Raw genomic sequence first — 15,435 nt, forward strand, 5'->3', positions numbered from 1 at the left:
CACGTCGTCCGGACCGTCCGAGGAGCGGGCCCGCGTCTTGGCAGCAGCACGTGACTACGCGCTGTGCGCAGGTGCTCAACGCACCGGGAAGCCGAAGGAGTAGCCCTGCTCCTTGAGCTGAGGGAGAAGGCGGCGCAGGGCCTCGACGGTCTGGGTACGGTCGCCGCCCGCGTCGTGGAACAGCAGCGTCGGCCCGTTGGGCAGTTCGCGCTCGACGGTGGCGACGATGGCGTCCGTGCCCGGACGTTCGAAGTCCTTGGTGTCGACGTTCCAGCCCAGCGGACGCATGCCGCGGGAGGCGGCGAGCTTGCGGCTGTGGGGAGTGAAGGCGCCGCCGGGCGCCCGGTAGTACATCGGCCGTACGCCCCCGGACGCCTTGGTGATCATGCGTTCGGCGTCGAGTATCTGCTTCGACTGGTAGGCGTCGGACTTCTTGTCCATGCCGGTGTCGTGCGAGACCGAGTGGTCGCACAGCCGGTGCCCGGCCGCGACCACCTTCTTCACGAGGTCCGGGTGGGCCTGCGCCTGCGTGCCCACCATGCAGAACGTGGCCTTGACCTCGTACTCCTTGAGCAGGTCCAGCACTTCGGGGGTCCACTTGGGGTCGGGGCCGTCGTCGATGGTGATGTTGACGCCGCGCTTGCCCGCGTCCGAGGCGTGCGCGATGGTCGCCGAGACCGGCTTGACGGAACTGCCCGGCGCGGCAGGCGCCTCCTCCTTCGGCGACGCGTCACCGGCCTGCGCGGTCCACACCGAGGCACCGACGGCGAGCATCGTCACGCCGAGCGCCGCCCCGATCGTCTTGCCGTACCAGCCCCGCCCACCGCTGTGCCGTGCCATGTCCGCCCCTTTGCGCAGTTCCTCGCCGATCTCCGGTCACCTTGTGACCACCTGACAGGACGGAAGTCGGTGTCCAAGGGATCCGTCTGTTACTGATCACGGACAATTCCGGGAGAGATCGCGGACAACTCCCGGGGATCGCTGGCCGGAAGCGTCACACTTGGCCCGAACTCGCCTGTTCCGACAGCACCCGACGACGTCCGGTGGCGTCCCGAGGTGGAGGCGATGTTGACGATGACACCTCCGCCGTTGCGGCGCAGCGAGGGGACCGCTGCCTTGATGCCGAGGAAGGTCCCCGTGAGATTGATGTCGAGGATGCGGTCCCACACCCGCTGATCAGTGCTCTCGATCGGGGCCGCGGGGTTCTGCACTCCGGCGTTGTTGACCACGACGGCCAGCGGGCCGAAGTCGTCCTCGGTCGCCGCGATCGCGGCTTCCCAGGACGTCTCGTCGGTGACGTCGAGACGTATGTACCGGGCGCGGTCCCCGAGTTCGGATGCGAGCGCGCGGCCCCGCTCCGCCGAGATCCCGGCGATCACGACGTTGGCGCCCTCGGCGTGGAAGGCACGGACGTGGCTGGCCCCCTGGCCGCCGGTTCCGCCGGTGACCAGCACGGTGCGGTGGTCGAAGCGTCCCATGAGATGCCCCTCTTCCCTGGTGGCGAGCTAGAGGTGAGCCGAGTGACTCGCCTCGCTTTCGACCGTAGAGGCGCGCACGAGGTGAGTCAAGTGACTCACCTCGCCTAGGATGGGGTGATGACCACCGAGCCGTCGGCCTACCACCAGCGCGTCGCCGAACAGAAGCGGGCGGCGATCCTGCGCGCGGCCACCCGCCTGTTCCTGGACTCCGGGTACGACCGGACCTCCCTGGCCAAGATCGCCGAGGCCGCCGAGGTGTCGAAGGCGACCCTGTTCAAGCAGTTCCCGACCAAGGCGGCACTCTTCGACGCGATCGTCACCGCGTCCTGGCAGGCCGGTGACGGAGACGAGGAACCACCACCGGCGGGCGACCCGCGCGCCGGTCTCGCCCTGATCGGTCGGCGATACGTGGCGCTGCTCACCCGGCCGGACATGGCCGACCTGTTCCGGATCGTCATCGCCGAGCTGCCGCGCTTCCCGGAACTGGCCGAATCACAGTTCAACCGGGGCAAGATGCCCTACTTCGATTCGGTGCGCCGCTATCTGGAGTCCGAACGCGAAGCAGGCACGGTCGTCCTGGCCGATGCGGAACTGGCCGCCACCCAGTTCCTCGGCATGATCTCCAACTACGTGTTCTGGCCCCGCATGCTCCTGCCGCACTGGTCCCCCGACGGCGCGGCCATGGAGCACGTCGTCGACGAGGCCGTGGCCATGATGGACGCCCGGTACGCCGCGCCCGCCCGCGGCTGACACCGCACCGCGGCGGGGAGCGACCGCTCCTTGCATCCCCCATGCACCAGGCAACGCCTCCCGCTCCCCCGGGCGGACAGAGGAGCGGAGGCGCGTACGGACGGGGAATCTCAGCGGGCCGCGAGGGCCCGGATCTCGTCGGCGATCAGCTTGGGGTCCTCTTCGGCCATGAAGTGACCGCAGGAGACCGTGCGATGCCGGAGGTCGTCGGCCCAGGCGCTCCACAGGCCCTGGGCGTGGTAGCCGAGCGCCGCGCCCCAGTCCTGCTGGAGGACGGTGACCGGCATGGCCAGCCGCGTGCCGAACTCCTTGTCGGCGGCGTCGTGTTCGACGTCCACACCGGCGGAGGCACGGTAGTCGGCGACGATGGACGGCACTGCCGCCGCGGACGCGGCGAGGTAGTGCTCGCGCACGTCGGCGGGGATCGCGTCCGGGGCGTTCGTCCAGGCGTCGAGGAAGTGGGCGAAGAAGGCGTCGGCGGACGCCTGGATCATCTGCTCCGGCAGGCCCCGCGGCTGGGCCATCAGGTAGAGGTGGAAGCCGACCGCACCGGACACGCCGCGCAGGGCGTCCCACATGTCGAGGGTCGGCAGGACGTCGAGGAACAGTGCCTGGGACACGGTGTACGGGTGGTCCATCGCGGCGCGGAAGGCGACCAGGGCGCCGCGGTCGTGACCGGCCAGCGTGAAGCGGTCGTGCCCCAGCTCGGCGGCGAGACGGACGACGTCCCGGGCCATGGTCCGCTTCGCATAGACCTCCGGACCACTCTCGGCGGGCTTGTCGCTGGCGCCGTAGCCACGCAGGTCGGGGCAGATGACGGTGTGGTCGGCGGCGAGATCGGCGGCGACGTGACGCCACATCAGGTGGGTCTGCGGAAAACCGTGCAGCAGCACGACCGGGCTGCCGGTGCCGCCGACCGCGGCGTTCAGGGTGACGCCGTCGTCGACCGACACGCGGTGCTCGGTGAATCCGGGGATGCTCGGGTGTGTCACAGCGACTCCTGTGGCTCGTGGCAAAGTGGACGTCCCGGGCCTCGGTGATCCGGGCCGTTCGGGGACGTCACCCAGGTTGAGGGCCCCGGATCAGCGATCGATGAGCGGACGTGCGGCACCCCGGGGAGGCCGCCCGCGAAGGGACGAAGTCGTGGGCGTGGAGTTCGGCCTGCTGGGACCGGTGGCCGCCTGGGACACCGACGGCACTCCCCTGCCGCTCGGCGCGCCCCGCCACCGGGAAGTGCTCGGCCGGCTGCTGATCGCCAAGGGCCGGGTCGTCCCCGTCGGCCGCCTCGTCGCCGACCTGTGGGAGGACGAACCCCCGGCCGGCGCGGTCGGCGCGGTCCGCACCTTCGTCGCGGCGCTGCGCCGCGCCCTGGAACCGGGACGCCCTCCCCGACAGCCGTCCCGGCTGCTGGTCACCGACGGTCCCGGCTACGCCCTGCACGCCGGACGTGACGCGGTCGACGCCTGGCGGTTCGAGGACGGCGCGGCACGGGCCGCCGAGGCGCCGCCCCACGCGGCGGTCGCGTTGTGGGGCGAAGCGCTCTCCGGCTGGCGAGGTCCGGTCCTCGCCGATTTCCCCGACGCCGCGTGGGCTGCCGCCGAACAGGCGCGGCTGGAATCCCTGCGTCTCGACGCGATCGAGCGGCGCGCCGACGCGCTGCTGGCCACCGGCGCCGCGCGCGACGCCGTGGCCGACCTGCGCGCCCACGTCGCCGCCCACCCCGGCCGGGAGGACGGCTGGGTGCTGCTGGCGACCGCCCTGGACCGGTCCGGGCGGCGCGGCGAAGCCCTGGAGACCTTGCGGCAGGCCCGCCAGGCCCTCACCGGCGCACCCGGAACCGACGCCCGCCCGGCGCTGGCCCGCGCCGAAGCCCGCGTCCTCGCCGACACCGCCGGCTCCGCGACCGAGCCAACCGGGGCGGCGGGAGGCGTCTGGGACCGCACGGCCGCCGCGTGGGAGCGCTCCGTGCCCGCCCGTTCCCGGGCCCGGCTGTACGCGACCGCCGGCCTGCTCCGCGACCTCGCGGTGACCGGTGCCGACGGCCTGGGGGAAGCACGCGAGCACCGCCGGGACCTGGTCGCGGCGGCGGAGACGACCGGGGACACCGAGCTGGCGGCACGGATCATCGGCTCGTACGACGTCCCGGCCGTGTGGACCCGCGCCGACGACCCTGAGGACGCCGGGGAACTCACCCGGGCCGCGGCCCGCGCCGCTGCCCGGCTCGGCCCGGACGGACCGGCCGCGCTCCGCGCCCGGCTCCTGTCGGTCGTCGCGGTCGAGTCACGCGGCGACGCCGCCGCCGACGCACCGCTCCCCCGGGCGGCCGACGCCCCCGCGGCGGAGCCGTGGCGGCTGCGCGCCGAACGCGCCGCCGAGGAAGCCGTCCGCATCGCCCGCCGGCTCCACGACCCCGCGCTGCTCGCGTTCGCCCTCAACGGCGCCTTCATGCAGTCCTTCGCCGCCTGCGGATCGGCCGCCCACCGGGACTCCCTCGGCGCCGAGCTGACCCAGTTGGCCGTCGACCACCAGCTGTCCGGACACGAGGTCCTGGGACGCCTGGTCCGCCTCCAGGCCCTCGCCGGACTCGGCGACCTCGACGCGGCGGACGCCCAGGCCGAGGAGGTCGACCGGCTCGCACACCGCAACGAACGCCCGCTCGCCGGTGTGTTCACCGCCTGGTACCGGGCACTGCGCACCTGCGAGACCGACGGTTGGGGGGCGGCCCACCCGCGCTACGCACAAGTCCTCGCGGAGACCGCCGACTGCGGCATGCCCGGCCTCACCCAGGGAGCCGCCTTCCTCGTCGCGCTGGTCCCGGTCATGCGGGGCGACGGCCTGCCCGACCCCGACGACGTCGCCGACCTCGACCCCGGCCCCTACCGTCCCTGGCTCGATCCCCTGCTGCTGGCCGCCTCCGGCGCCACCGAACAGGCTCGCCGGGCACTCACGGAGGTGCCCCGGCCGCCGCACGACCTCCTCCAAGAGGCACTGTGGTGCGTTCTCGCCCGGGCGGCGGCGTCCGTAGGACACCTTCCCGTGCTGCGTCGCGCTCGCGACGAACTCGCCGCCGCCCAAGCCGAGTCCGCCGGCGCCGGCAGCGGCCTGATCACTTTCGGGCCGGTCACCCACCACCTGCGGGCCGCCGACGCCGCGCTCGGCGTGCGCAGCCCGTCCTCCGCGGAGTCGCCGTGAGTGCGGGAGTCGGTCCTGGCGCGGTTACATGGACGGGGTGCGCAGTAGTTCTTGGGTGACACGGTGCAGGCGTAAAGCGGTGCCCTGGTTGAACGACTTTCCTTTGAGGGGGAGTTGGCGCGTGTTGCGGTAGATGGCGAACCGTTCACCCTGCGGTTCTTCCAGGAGCCGAGCCATCGGGGTGACGGCCTTCGCGACGGAAGCGGCAAACACGGCGAAGGATGCCTTGGTGAGGGTGCGCAGTGGTTGCGGCAGGTGGTTCGGCATGCCAGTCGCCACGACGCCGGGGTTGTAGCCGATGTAGCGGATCCGGGTGTCGGCGTGCACGGCGGCGAAGGCGACGCCGAGAAGATCGTTGGCGCGGAAAGACTGCAAGGTGGCCTTGGTTCCGCCGTAGCGCCGTGCAAGTTGCAGGTTTTCCCAGTGGATACGACCCAGGGGAATGCCCGGAGTTCCGACGTTCATGACGACGGGGCGCTGCCACCTCCATCACGTCGCGCAGACCGTGGCTCAGGACGAATCGGCTCAGGTACGCGAGGGCGAAGCTGTGTTCAAACCCTTCATCGGTCACCGCGCGCGGGCCGAAGAGGCGGTAGCGCTGAGCGCAGAGGACGAGCTTGTCCACCGAGGGACAGGTGCTCTCGATTCTCGTGATGAGTTGCCTGGTCGCTGCGACCGAAGTCAGGTCGGCCTGCAGGAAGGCGGCACGGTCGACGGCCGAGATGGCCGCCGCTTCCGCCAGAAGGGCCTCACCCTTGGCGGGAGTGCTGCCGACGGCAAGCACGCACGCTCCTTGTCGCAGGTAGTGAAGGGCGAGCCCTTTGCCGAGCCCGCCGGTACCCCCGGTGATGACCACGGTCCGCATCCCTGGATCCCCTCCCCCGTGGGTTCGGGCGAAGGATGGGCAGCCCGACACCATAGAATCGCTATTCGGCCAAGAGCATGACGAGATTGCGGCGATGGCCCAGGAGGCCCGGGGGGGGAGGAGGACGACGCCTTGGCCGGCTTCCTCGAGAGAGCCCTGGCGAGGGCGGCAACGAACCGTGGACTGCGCGAACTGATGCGCCAGGGCACCGTCGAGGCCGACGGCCTCGCCCGCGCGCGGCGCGACATCACAGTCCACTGCACGCATCTTGTCGAGAGGGCCCGCCTCGAAGGCACGCTGCGCGACGGCATCACCGAGGCCGACATCGCACCGATCGCCGCGATGATCGACGCCGTCTTGTCACTGCGCGGAGAACATCCCTCTGAAATGTGGCGACGCCATCTCGCGATTGTTCTCGATGGGCTCCGCGTCCAACCGGACCAGAGGCCCTTGCCCACTCCTGGACACGCGACCTGACCTCGACCAGCCCAGTGAGCTGCTGTGTGACGTCGCGGCGGCGCCCGAGGCCGAGCGCGACTACGTACGCATGGTCTTCACCGACCCGGTGATGCACGAGATCTACGTGGATGGGGAGGACGTGGCCCGCACATGCGTCGAGGTCCTACAGATGGAAGCCGGAACGAATCCGACCGATCCGGCCCTCACAGCTCTCGTGGGTGAACTGGCCGTTGCCGATCAGCAGTTCCGGGTCGACGCCCCAGGGACGCTTGTCTGGCCATACTGTCAGCATGGGGATGAATCGGCCGGATGCAGAGCATGCCTCAGTAAACGCTGCTGCCGACGAGCGCCAACGCGCGGCCGACGAGCGGGAGAAAGCCGCCGACGAGCGCGAACGCGAAGCCGACAAGCGGGAGAAAGCCGCCGACGAACGGGAATGCGCGGCTGACGAGCGGGAGAAGGTTGCCGACGAGCGGGAAGGTCGGCTGGACAGGCGCTCTCGCGCGACGGGGGTGGGGGCTCCTGACCATCGGCAACGCTCGCATGAGGCGATCGAACGGGCTCGGCGGCTGTTGGCCGCCAGCCAGGACCGGCTGGATCGGAGCGAGGCGGCGCTGCGCCGTGCGGATGCCCATGACAACAGGGAGCAGCACACCATCGACCGAGAGGCTGCCGACGCCCAGGCGCGGCAGGCCGGCCAAGGGCCGCTGACTCGGGAGGTTCTGGAGGAAAGGGTGCGCCGCCTGGAGGAACGCTTTGCTTCCATGGCGTCGGCGCTGGGTGCCGCCCGAGAGGCATTGGCCGATGAGTACGAGCGGCTCGCCCGGGAGGAGCCCCAGCGAGCCGCCGAGTACGAGCGACGCGCCGAGCGGGCTCGGTGGGCAGCGGCCGATCCTCACGTGGCCGAGCCGCTCGGCGACGCGGACAACGCTTGACCAGCCTGGCCCACCGGTCAGCGGCGCCGCCGCAGCGGCCCGGCCTCCAGGGCCGAGCCGCCCACCGCGAACTGGCAGCGCGTCACCGCGTGTGCCCGCTTCACCGACTTGAACCGTTCCGTCCGAGCACGAACAGGGCTCCTCGTCGGCCTGAAGGCCCTGGTCCGGCAGCAGGGGTCAGCGCCAGCGGTTGTTACTCGTGTGGTCGCCGGCGAGCCAGCGGGCGAGGTCGGCGTGAGCCGTGGCGCGCTGCTCGGCGTCGATCTTCTCCATGTCGGGGTGGTCGACAGCGAATTCCAGTATCAGCCCGTTGGGGTCCGTGACGTACAGCGAGACGCAGTACCCGTGGTCGATCACGTGGGCGTTCGATTCCTCATGGCCGGCCGCGATGACGCGCTCGCGCATGACTTCCTGGGCCTCCGCCTCGATCTTGAAGGCGACGTGACGCACGGGAGTGGAATGGATGTCCGTCTTGAACTCCTCCTGGTCCTTGGGGTCGGCGAACTGGAAGAAGGCGAGCGCGCTGCCGTCGGCTAAGCCGTAGAGCGTGTGGCTGTAGACGCGCTCGGCCCCGGTCAGCACTTCGCGCTCGGTCCACGTGGCCACCAGGGGCAGGCCGATCACGTCCTCGTAGAAGCGCCGGGTGGCTTCCTGGTCGTCGGTGATCCAGGCGTGGTGGTGGAGGCGGAGCGGCAGGGTCTGGCTCATCGCGGGTCATCTCCGTTGCTCAGATGGGGTGTTGGGCCGGAAGCCGGGATGGTCGCCGACGCCGTGACCAGCATGCCGCCCGTTGAAGTTGAACGTTAAATCATTTTGAGTCATTGTTCGCCCGTTGGGAGCGCTTCCCGCCCGGCGACCGCCCACGACCGCCCACGACCGGCCACGACGGGGCGAAGAGCCGGGGCGCAGGCAGGACACAGGCAGGGCTCAAGCAGGACTCAGACAGGGCGAAGCCGGGGCGCAGGCGTACGCAATTTCGCCTACGACGAGGGTTTACTGGCCCTACCCACCTCGTTGGATGACATGTCCCGGCGTGTCCCACATGCTGACTCCGGCTCACGTTGGGCCGTTCCACCCACCACACCGCCATCCATACGGGGGTACGCATGTCCATCACCGCAGGCGTCCGACGCCTCGCCGCCGCCGGAGTCGGCTCGGCACTCCTCGCGTCAGGGGTTCTGACCATGACCGCCGGCCAGGCCCACGCCGCCGCGCCGATCTGCACCAAGACCGTCACGAAGTGGAGCGGGAGCTTCTCCGGCCCGGCGGCCGCGGCGGCCAACGGTTCCCTGGACTGCCAGTTGGGCCCGGGCAACAGCAGCCCCGCGGTCAAGGCCCTCCAGAACTCCCTGCGGCGCTGCAACTCGGCGAGCCTCGACGCGGTCGACGGCATCTACGGCCCTCAGACCAAGGCAGCCGTCGCCAAGCTGCAGCGATCCAAGGGCGTCTCACCCGCCGACGGGCTGTACGGCCCGAAGACCCGGAAGGTCTTCGACTGGCTGGTCACAGGACCCCAGGGTGCCGCCTGCGCCACCTTCTGACGCTCGCCGCTCGACTGCGCCACCCCTCCTGCACCTACGTCACTTCGCCATCGGTCCCGTAACCCCGAAGCATTGCGCTCAGGATGCCGGTCAGCCGGGGCGCGACATCGACGACGGCGTGGGCCAGGTCGGGATCCGACTCGTAGAGGCGGCGCAGTTCGGTTCCCGGGGCGGCCATCTGCCACAGAGCGCCGGCCATCGAGGTGGCCGTGGCGACGACGTCGCCGGCCTGCGCCGGCGTCAGCCCGGCCACCTCGCACAGCACCTCACCCACGGCCTGGACCTCGGCGATGGCCGTCACCTTGAAGGAGCGGACGCTCTCCAGCGAGACGTTGCGCTCCAGGTTCATCGGCGTATGGGCGAGCAGGTCGCAGAAGACGGGGCGCGCCACGAGCGACTCGGCCAGCACGGCGGCGACCGCCCGCACGGCACACGGGCCGGACCCCTCCTCGACGCCGTCCGTGGCGGGCCCGATGGCGGCGAGTTCCGCACGTACCGCATGCGACCACTCCACCCACCCGGCCGCGGCCAGACGGAGGTAGATCTCCTCCCGCGTCTCGAAGTAGCGGAGCATCGCCGACTTGTGCATGCCGACCTCGGCCGCGATGTCGGTCAAGGTCACCGACCGGATGCCGCGCTCCGTCGCCAGCCGCGTCGCCGCGTCGAGGATGGCGGCCTCACGGGCGCGCTTGGCCTCGGGGCTCCGGGCACGTACGGGCCGACCGTGGCCCGACCGACCACCAACCGGTTGACCACTTCGACTGGACTGACTGCGGCTCGCCATACCCGCACTCTAACGCAACGCGGTTGCACTATTAACGCAACCGTGTTTTGCTAACGGCATGGCAACCCAGACTCAGACGTGGTTCATCACCGGTTCCTCCCGCGGCCTCGGCCGCTCCCTCGCGATCGCCGCCCTGGAAACGGGTGACCGGGTCGTCGCCACGGCGCGCAAGCCGGAACAGCTGGACGACCTGGTCGAGCGGTTCGGCGACAACGTCCTGCCGGTCGCACTCGACGTGACCGACGCCGCCGCGGCCACCGCCGCGCTCGACGCCGCCCGCGACCGCTTCGGCCGCATCGACGTGATCGTCAACAACGCCGGATACGCGAACGTCGCCCCCGTCGAGACGGCCCCGGAGGACGACTTCCGCCGCCAGTTCGAGACGAATTTCTGGGGCGTGTACAACGTCTCCAAGGCGGCACTCCCCCTGCTCAAGGCACAGGGCGGCGGCATCGTCGTCCAGTTCTCCTCCATCGGCGGCCGGGTCGGCGGCAGTGCGGGCCTCGGCTCCTACCAGGCCGCCAAGTTCGCGATCGACGGCCTCACCCGCGTACTGGCCACCGAGACCGCGCCGTTCGGCATCCGCTACCTGGTCGTCGAGCCCAGCGGCTTCGCCACCGACTGGGCCGGTTCCTCCATGGACGTCCAGCACGTCCCGCAGGAGTACGAGGAGACCGTCGGCGCCTTCAACGACCGCTCACGCGGCAGCCGTAGCGCCGGCGACCCGGACCGCGCCGCCGAGATCCTCGTACGCGTGGTCAAGCGCGACCACCTGCCCACCCACCTGCCCCTCGGCACGAACGCGGCCAACATGGCGCTCGCCTACTCGCGGCGCCAGATCGCCGAGGCCGAGACCTGGCAGGCCGTCTCCCTCTCCGCCGACTTCGACGCGCCGTACCCCGTCGAGCTCCCGGCGGACTGCGCGTGAGAACCGGGACGTGAACCCTGCCGCGGTGAGGGCGAGTTCACCGGCAAGGACGTGGGCCCCGGTCAGGGCGAGGCTGGTGCCCATGCCGCTGTGAACCCGTCTTCGAACCGGTGAGAGGCCTACTGCTCTGCCAGCAGCAGAACAGCGGCCGGACCGGGCTCGACGATCACTACAGTCCAGTCTCATGACGACGATTACGACGCGTACGGTCGAGTATCCGGCCGACGGTCTGACGATGGTCGGGCACCTCGCTCTCCCGGCCGGTGTCGACCGCCGACCCGCGGTGCTGCTCGGACCAGAGGGCATGGGGCTCAGCGACGTCGAGCGCCGCCGGGCCGATGCTCTCGCCGAGCTGGGGTATGTGGCGCTGGCCTTCGACCTCCACGGCGGGCGCTATTTGGGCGACCCCGAGGAGATGCTGGCCCGTTGCCTGCCGCTGCTCGCCGACCCCGACCGGATGCGATGCATCGGCCATGCGGCGCTCGACGTGTTGCGCACCGAACCGCGGACCGATTCCGACCGGATCGCCGCCGTCGGCTACGGCACCGGGGGCGCCATCGGGCTGGAACTCGGGCGCGACGGCGTCAACCTGCGCGCGATCGGGACAGTCAACGCAGTGACCACGGGCCGACCGGGCGAGGCAGCGCGCATTCGGTGCCCGGTGTGGGCCGGGGTCGGGTCGGAAGACCCGATCATGCCGCCCGCGCAACGCGAGGCGTTCACCGCTGAGATGCAGGCCGCGGGCGTCGACTGGCGCCTCGCGGTCTACGGCGGCGCGTTGCACGCCTTCCACCATCCGCCGGTCGACCACCCCGTTGTCCCCGGCGCCGGCTACCACCCGCGGCACGCGCAGCGAGCCTGGCGCGACATCGTCGACCTGCTCGCCGAGTGCCTGCCCGTGACGGAGGAGTCAAGAGCGTGATCGCGGCGGGGGTGAGCATGGCCTCGGAACGCCCGGGCAGTGTCTCGTAGTCCCGGACGGTGCGACGCGCGCGCATCAGCCACGCCAGGGACCTCGCCCCCGCCCGGTACGGGCGGAATCCGCCCACCCGCCGGGACCGGAAAGGCGCACCGCCTCAGGACATGGGGCGCCGGGAAGCTCTCCGTAGTGTCGGCACGGGAGGGTGGCCCGGGGGGCGCCACCGTTGTGCGGATGGCTGCCGGCGCGGGGTCACACGGCGGCGTTTCGGGTTCCGGCGGGGTCCTTGGTGGCGATGCCGTGCTGCTCGTCTTCGGGGCGTCCCTGTTGGGGCAGCAAGAAGGTGATCGCGAGGAATGCCACCAGCAGACATGCCTGGACGATCAGCGCGCGGTGGAAGCCGCTGGTGAAGTCACCGGTCTTGGCCTGGGCGAAGAACACTGACCCGAAGATCGCGACGCCGATGGATCCGCCGACCGCCTGCACGGCCGACAGCACGCCGGAGGCGGAGCCGATCTCGTCGTCGTCGACCGCGGCGAGGATGAAGCTGAACAGGGCGGCGATCACCATACCCGCTCCGATGCCCGCCACTGTGATGCCGGGGACGATGTCCCGGATCGAGAACGAGGCGGCGTCGAGGCCGTCCAGTTCGAACCACAGCAGGGCCGCTCCGGCCAGCTGGATCAGCGGACCGATCTGCAGCACCTTGCGGCCGATCTTGTCGGCGAGGAATGCGCCGCTGACGGCTCCGCCGATCGCGGTGCCGATGGCGAGCGGCAGGTTGCCGAGTCCCGCTTCTCCGGCCGTGAAGTGCTGACCGATCTGGAGGAAGAGGGTGAGTACGAGCTGTGTGCCGATCAGGCCGCCGAAGAACAGGGCGATGCCACCGAGCCCCACGGTGAAGGCGGGTTTGCGCAGCAGGCCGGGGGTGACCAGCGGTTCCCGCCCCGCCGCGGCCGTACGGCGCTGCTGCACGGCGAACAGGGCGAATCCGATCGCGGAGGCTGCCATGCACAGCCAAGTCCACAGCGGCCAGCCGTTCTCCTGCCCCTGGTTGAGGGGCAGGACCAACAGGGCGCAGGAGAGCACGACCAGAGCCGCGCCGGTCATGTCGACCCGCACCGCGCGGTCGCCGGGCTTCTTGGGTACGAACTTCGCGGCGATGGTCAGCGCGGCGATGCCGATGGGCAGGTTGACCAGGAAGACGGAGCGCCAGCCCAGGCCGAAGAAGTCGCCCTCGATGAGGAAGCCGCCGAGGACCGGGCCGATGATGCCGCCCAGGCCGAGCACGGGACCGAAGATCGCGAAGACCTTGGTGAGCTCGGGCCCGGAGAAGTTCTCGCGCAGCAGGCCAAGGCCCTGGGGCAGAAGCATCGCCCCAGCCGTGCCCTGCAGCAGCCTGAAGACGATCAGTGACGCGATGTTCGGAGCGATCGCGCAGAGCAGGGAGCCGGCGGTGAAGGCGGTCAGGCCGAACAGGAACATGCGGCGGCGCCCGTAGCGGTCGCCGAGCCGGCCACCGAGCACGAGCCCGGCTCCCAGGGTGAGGGCGTAGCCGCCGATCACCCACTGCAGACCGACGGAGCCGGCGCCGAGCGACTCCTCAAGGGCCGGTCCGGCGACGTTGACGATCGACGCGTCCAGGAGATCCATGATCTCCGCGATGATCATCACGGCCAGGATCAGCCACCGCCATCGGTACGGTTCGGCGGTCTCATCGGCAGTGGGTGACGGGTCACGCATGCTCAATACCTCCATCATGGAATAGTTCCACGGTGAAGGTAAAGTGGTGACGGTAGGTTGTCAAAGTCGCCGCCGGCGCAGACGTGCGGCAGGAGCGAAAGGCGGTGGGCCTCCATGGAGGAAGCGGTGCGCGATGACGTGACGGCGCAGCGTGAGCGACTGATGGAGGGGCTGAGGGTCTACGGCGGCCACTACACCGAGCTCAGCCGGCGCTTCGCCGCCTGGCTGGGCCTGCACTCCACCGACGCGGTTGCGGTACTGCAGATCGCCGCCGCGGAAGAGCGCGGCACGCCACTGTCACCGGCGCGGCTGAGCGAGCGCATCTCCCTGTCCACGGGCGCCACCACCGCGCTCTTGAACCGTCTCGAAGCGGCAGGACACATCACCCGCACCCGGGAACACTCCGACCGGCGCGTCATCTCCCTGCGCAGCGGCGCGCACATCCAGGAACGGGCGGACGAGTTCTTCGGCCCGCTCGCCCACCGCCTCGACGCCACGATGTCGCACTACCCACCGGACCTCCTCACGCAGTTCGAGTCGTTCATGGCCGATCTGAACTCGACCATGGACGCCCACCTCGCGCAGCCGATGAAGCCGGGGCAGTAGCGGCTGAAGGCAGTGAGTGCCCAGCCGTCACACCCGCCGTCGGATTCGGGTCGCTTCGAGGGTGTGTGCGGTGGTGTTTTGACGGGCCGTGAGGTGCGGTTCGCCTGTGACAGAACGAAGACGTCGAGGGGCACCGCCTGTAACTCCGTGCGAGATACAAATACTTCCGACCGCACGACACGCACCGCGCTCCATCGTTACTCCTGGGGGAACACCATGAAGCACACCCGCCTCACCGCTCTGGCCGCCATCAGCCTCGCCGCCACCCTCTCGCTCACCGCCTGCGGCGGCGACGACTCCGGCGCCGGCGACATCAAGGGCGCCTACACCGACGTCCAGGTCTACCCCACCCACACCACCAAGTAGGACCGGTACCCGCGGCGTTCCCCGTCAGCCGCCGTTCGACGACCCGTCAGGCGCCGTGCGCAGATGCGTACGTACCCCTTGCTGGCCGAACAGGATCAGCACCTCGACCGCGCCACCGTCGGCGCTGCCCAGCCAGTGCGGCAGGGACGTGTCGAACTCGGCCGCCTCGCCGCTCGACAGGGTCAGATCGCGCGCGCCGAGCACGAGCCGTAGGCGGCCGCTCAGAACGTAGAGCCATTCGAAGCCCTCATGCGTCTGCGGGGTCGGTTCGAGGGGTTCCGGTCGGGCGGGGATGATCATTTTGAAGGCGTGTACGCCCCCGGGGCGCCGGGACAGGGGCACGAAGGTCATCCCGAATCGCCGGATCGGCTTCAGGTGGATCCGGGGATCGCCGGTGCGTGGGGCTCCGACGAGGTCGTCCAGCGGCACGTCGTAGATGCGGGCCAGCGGGAGCAGCAGTTCCAGGCTCGGCCTGCGTTGGCCGCTCTCCAGACGGGACAGGGTGCTCTCCGAGACGCCGGTCGCCGTCGCGAGGTAGGCGAGCGTGATGCCGCGGTCGCGGCGCAGCGCGCGAAGCCTCGGGCCGACCGCGTCCAGTACCTCGTCGTCCGTCCTGTGATCCACGGGCTCACCTTGCCATAACCGCAAGATTCCGTGCCAGATCCCGCTCCCCCAGGCGACGCTGAGCGCTCACCGACAGAAGGAGTCTGCTGATGAGCGCCGACGTTCCCGGCACTACCGACCCGACGACGTTCTGGGACGGCGTCTACGCCGCCCGGCCCGCGGCCGACGCACCCCGGCCCAACGTCCGCCTCACCGAGACGGTCGCGGGTCTGACGCCCGGCGACGTGCTCGACCTCGGCTGCGGC

At 70.6% G+C, this 15,435-nt stretch carries 18 protein-coding genes and 3 pseudogenes; 11 read left to right on the forward strand and 10 right to left on the reverse strand.

From position 1 onward, the window contains the following. Window positions 1-75: 75 nt before the first annotated feature. Together AOK22_RS13125 and AOK22_RS13130 are read right to left on the reverse strand one after the other, a co-directional pair. Window positions 76-840, reverse strand: coding sequence for a polysaccharide deacetylase family protein (locus AOK22_RS13125; RefSeq protein WP_055698797.1), 765 nt, complete (start codon window positions 838-840; stop codon window positions 76-78). Between the two features lie 89 nt (window positions 841-929). Then, the gene (locus AOK22_RS13130; protein ID WP_244164767.1) at window positions 930-1,478 is read right to left on the reverse strand and encodes an SDR family NAD(P)-dependent oxidoreductase; all 549 of its coding nucleotides are present in this window, start codon (window positions 1,476-1,478) and stop codon (window positions 930-932) included. A 117-nt stretch (window positions 1,479-1,595) separates the two neighbouring features. On the opposite strand from AOK22_RS13130, the gene AOK22_RS13135 reads away from it, so the two are divergent. Further along, window positions 1,596-2,228 (forward strand): TetR/AcrR family transcriptional regulator, encoded by a 633-nt coding sequence (locus AOK22_RS13135; protein WP_055698798.1) that lies wholly within the window; start codon window positions 1,596-1,598, stop codon window positions 2,226-2,228. 110 nt (window positions 2,229-2,338) lie between these two features. On the opposite strand, the gene AOK22_RS13140 is transcribed toward AOK22_RS13135, so the two are convergent. Then, on the reverse strand, window positions 2,339-3,220 hold the full coding sequence (locus AOK22_RS13140; RefSeq protein WP_055698799.1) for an alpha/beta fold hydrolase: 882 nt from the start codon (window positions 3,218-3,220) through the stop codon (window positions 2,339-2,341). 151 nt (window positions 3,221-3,371) lie between these two features. Here AOK22_RS13140 and AOK22_RS13145 point away from each other — a divergent pair, with 151 nt between their 5' ends. Further along, the gene (locus AOK22_RS13145; protein ID WP_055698800.1) at window positions 3,372-5,420 is read left to right on the forward strand and encodes an AfsR/SARP family transcriptional regulator; all 2,049 of its coding nucleotides are present in this window, start codon (window positions 3,372-3,374) and stop codon (window positions 5,418-5,420) included. Between the two features lie 24 nt (window positions 5,421-5,444). Here AOK22_RS13145 and AOK22_RS42660 read toward each other — a convergent pair whose 3' ends face one another. After that, the gene (locus AOK22_RS42660) at window positions 5,445-5,885 is read right to left on the reverse strand and encodes an SDR family NAD(P)-dependent oxidoreductase (protein WP_244164768.1); all 441 of its coding nucleotides are present in this window, start codon (window positions 5,883-5,885) and stop codon (window positions 5,445-5,447) included. 34 nt (window positions 5,886-5,919) lie between these two features. Beyond that, a pseudogene (locus AOK22_RS43980) lies at window positions 5,920-6,339 on the reverse strand (SDR family NAD(P)-dependent oxidoreductase); the annotation flags it as partial. Window positions 6,340-6,417: 78 nt separating this feature from the next. Here AOK22_RS43980 and AOK22_RS41415 point away from each other — a divergent pair. Both AOK22_RS41415 and AOK22_RS42665 read left to right on the forward strand, forming a co-directional pair. After that, window positions 6,418-6,762 (forward strand): SbtR family transcriptional regulator, encoded by a 345-nt coding sequence (locus AOK22_RS41415; RefSeq protein ID WP_055698802.1) that lies wholly within the window; start codon window positions 6,418-6,420, stop codon window positions 6,760-6,762. 70 nt (window positions 6,763-6,832) lie between these two features. Next, window positions 6,833-6,934, forward strand: a pseudogene (locus AOK22_RS42665) (helix-turn-helix domain-containing protein); the annotation flags it as partial. Here the strand turns inward: AOK22_RS42665 and AOK22_RS43710 are convergent. Continuing rightward, the gene (locus AOK22_RS43710; protein ID WP_269086339.1) at window positions 6,908-7,036 is read right to left on the reverse strand and encodes a hypothetical protein; all 129 of its coding nucleotides are present in this window, start codon (window positions 7,034-7,036) and stop codon (window positions 6,908-6,910) included. The pseudogene AOK22_RS42665 and the gene AOK22_RS43710 overlap by 27 nt on opposite strands. Between AOK22_RS43710 and AOK22_RS42185 the strand changes: the two genes are divergently transcribed. Further along, window positions 7,035-7,679, forward strand: a complete 645-nt coding sequence (locus tag AOK22_RS42185) for a hypothetical protein (RefSeq protein ID WP_208606394.1) — start codon at window positions 7,035-7,037, stop codon at window positions 7,677-7,679. The two genes, AOK22_RS43710 and AOK22_RS42185, sit on opposite strands and share 2 nt — an antisense overlap. Before the next feature lie 177 nt (window positions 7,680-7,856). Here the strand turns inward: AOK22_RS42185 and AOK22_RS13170 are convergent, their stop codons facing one another. Beyond that, window positions 7,857-8,387 (reverse strand): VOC family protein, encoded by a 531-nt coding sequence (locus AOK22_RS13170; protein WP_055698805.1) that lies wholly within the window; start codon window positions 8,385-8,387, stop codon window positions 7,857-7,859. A 398-nt stretch (window positions 8,388-8,785) separates the two neighbouring features. On the opposite strand from AOK22_RS13170, the gene AOK22_RS13175 reads away from it, so the two are divergent. Beyond that, window positions 8,786-9,220 carry a peptidoglycan-binding domain-containing protein gene (locus AOK22_RS13175; protein WP_055698806.1) on the forward strand — a complete coding sequence of 145 codons (435 nt, stop codon included), beginning with the start codon at window positions 8,786-8,788 and terminating at the stop codon, window positions 9,218-9,220. A 34-nt stretch (window positions 9,221-9,254) separates the two neighbouring features. Here AOK22_RS13175 and AOK22_RS13180 read toward each other — a convergent pair whose 3' ends face one another. Further along, complete coding sequence (locus tag AOK22_RS13180) at window positions 9,255-10,004, reverse strand: TetR/AcrR family transcriptional regulator (RefSeq protein ID WP_055698807.1); 750 nt, start codon at window positions 10,002-10,004, stop codon at window positions 9,255-9,257. Between the two features lie 58 nt (window positions 10,005-10,062). On the opposite strand from AOK22_RS13180, the gene AOK22_RS13185 reads away from it, so the two are divergent. Both AOK22_RS13185 and AOK22_RS13190 read left to right on the forward strand, forming a co-directional pair. Beyond that, window positions 10,063-10,932, forward strand: coding sequence for an SDR family NAD(P)-dependent oxidoreductase (locus tag AOK22_RS13185; protein WP_055698808.1), 870 nt, complete (start codon window positions 10,063-10,065; stop codon window positions 10,930-10,932). 184 nt (window positions 10,933-11,116) lie between these two features. Next, window positions 11,117-11,854: a dienelactone hydrolase family protein gene (locus AOK22_RS13190; RefSeq protein ID WP_055698809.1), complete on the forward strand. Its 738-nt coding sequence runs from the start codon at window positions 11,117-11,119 to the stop codon at window positions 11,852-11,854. A gap of 249 nt (window positions 11,855-12,103) precedes the next feature. Here the strand turns inward: AOK22_RS13190 and AOK22_RS13195 are convergent, their stop codons facing one another. Further along, window positions 12,104-13,594, reverse strand: a complete 1,491-nt coding sequence (locus tag AOK22_RS13195; protein ID WP_055698810.1) for an MFS transporter — start codon at window positions 13,592-13,594, stop codon at window positions 12,104-12,106. 114 nt (window positions 13,595-13,708) lie between these two features. Here AOK22_RS13195 and AOK22_RS13200 point away from each other — a divergent pair, with 114 nt between their 5' ends. Continuing rightward, a complete protein-coding gene (locus AOK22_RS13200; RefSeq protein WP_055698811.1) occupies window positions 13,709-14,200 on the forward strand; it encodes a MarR family winged helix-turn-helix transcriptional regulator in 492 nt (163 codons plus the stop codon). A 216-nt stretch (window positions 14,201-14,416) separates the two neighbouring features. Further along, window positions 14,417-14,566, forward strand: coding sequence for a hypothetical protein (locus AOK22_RS41420; RefSeq protein ID WP_157872231.1), 150 nt, complete (start codon window positions 14,417-14,419; stop codon window positions 14,564-14,566). Between the two features lie 24 nt (window positions 14,567-14,590). On the opposite strand, the gene AOK22_RS13205 is transcribed toward AOK22_RS41420, so the two are convergent. Beyond that, window positions 14,591-15,190, reverse strand: coding sequence for a helix-turn-helix domain-containing protein (locus AOK22_RS13205; protein WP_055698812.1), 600 nt, complete (start codon window positions 15,188-15,190; stop codon window positions 14,591-14,593). A gap of 89 nt (window positions 15,191-15,279) precedes the next feature. On the opposite strand from AOK22_RS13205, the pseudogene AOK22_RS42675 reads away from it, so the two are divergent. Next, window positions 15,280-15,435 (forward strand): annotated as a pseudogene (locus AOK22_RS42675) (SAM-dependent methyltransferase); the annotation flags it as partial.

It is taken from the genome of Streptomyces silaceus (genome assembly GCF_001419745.1).
Taxonomy (GTDB): domain Bacteria; phylum Actinomycetota; class Actinomycetes; order Streptomycetales; family Streptomycetaceae; genus Streptomyces; species Streptomyces silaceus.

What these genes read in the sequence shown, in the direction of transcription:
- AOK22_RS13125 (WP_055698797.1), bottom strand. Translation starts at nt 840, where the DNA reads ATGGCACGGCACAGCGGTGGGCGGGGCTGGTACGGCAAGACGATCGGG.
- AOK22_RS13130 (WP_244164767.1), bottom strand. Translation starts at nt 1,478, where the DNA reads ATGGGACGCTTCGACCACCGCACCGTGCTGGTCACCGGCGGAACCGGC.
- AOK22_RS13135 (WP_055698798.1), top strand. Translation starts at nt 1,596, where the DNA reads ATGACCACCGAGCCGTCGGCCTACCACCAGCGCGTCGCCGAACAGAAG.
- AOK22_RS42660 (WP_244164768.1), bottom strand. Translation starts at nt 5,885, where the DNA reads ATGAACGTCGGAACTCCGGGCATTCCCCTGGGTCGTATCCACTGGGAA.
- AOK22_RS42185 (WP_208606394.1), top strand. Translation starts at nt 7,035, where the DNA reads ATGGGGATGAATCGGCCGGATGCAGAGCATGCCTCAGTAAACGCTGCT.
- AOK22_RS43710 (WP_269086339.1), bottom strand. Translation starts at nt 7,036, where the DNA reads ATGCTGACAGTATGGCCAGACAAGCGTCCCTGGGGCGTCGACCCGGAA.
- AOK22_RS13170 (WP_055698805.1), bottom strand. Translation starts at nt 8,387, where the DNA reads ATGAGCCAGACCCTGCCGCTCCGCCTCCACCACCACGCCTGGATCACC.
- AOK22_RS13175 (WP_055698806.1), top strand. Translation starts at nt 8,786, where the DNA reads ATGTCCATCACCGCAGGCGTCCGACGCCTCGCCGCCGCCGGAGTCGGC.
- AOK22_RS13180 (WP_055698807.1), bottom strand. Translation starts at nt 10,004, where the DNA reads ATGGCGAGCCGCAGTCAGTCCAGTCGAAGTGGTCAACCGGTTGGTGGT.
- AOK22_RS13185 (WP_055698808.1), top strand. Translation starts at nt 10,063, where the DNA reads ATGGCAACCCAGACTCAGACGTGGTTCATCACCGGTTCCTCCCGCGGC.
- AOK22_RS13190 (WP_055698809.1), top strand. Translation starts at nt 11,117, where the DNA reads ATGACGACGATTACGACGCGTACGGTCGAGTATCCGGCCGACGGTCTG.
- AOK22_RS13195 (WP_055698810.1), bottom strand. Translation starts at nt 13,594, where the DNA reads ATGCGTGACCCGTCACCCACTGCCGATGAGACCGCCGAACCGTACCGA.
- AOK22_RS13200 (WP_055698811.1), top strand. Translation starts at nt 13,709, where the DNA reads ATGGAGGAAGCGGTGCGCGATGACGTGACGGCGCAGCGTGAGCGACTG.
- AOK22_RS41420 (WP_157872231.1), top strand. Translation starts at nt 14,417, where the DNA reads ATGAAGCACACCCGCCTCACCGCTCTGGCCGCCATCAGCCTCGCCGCC.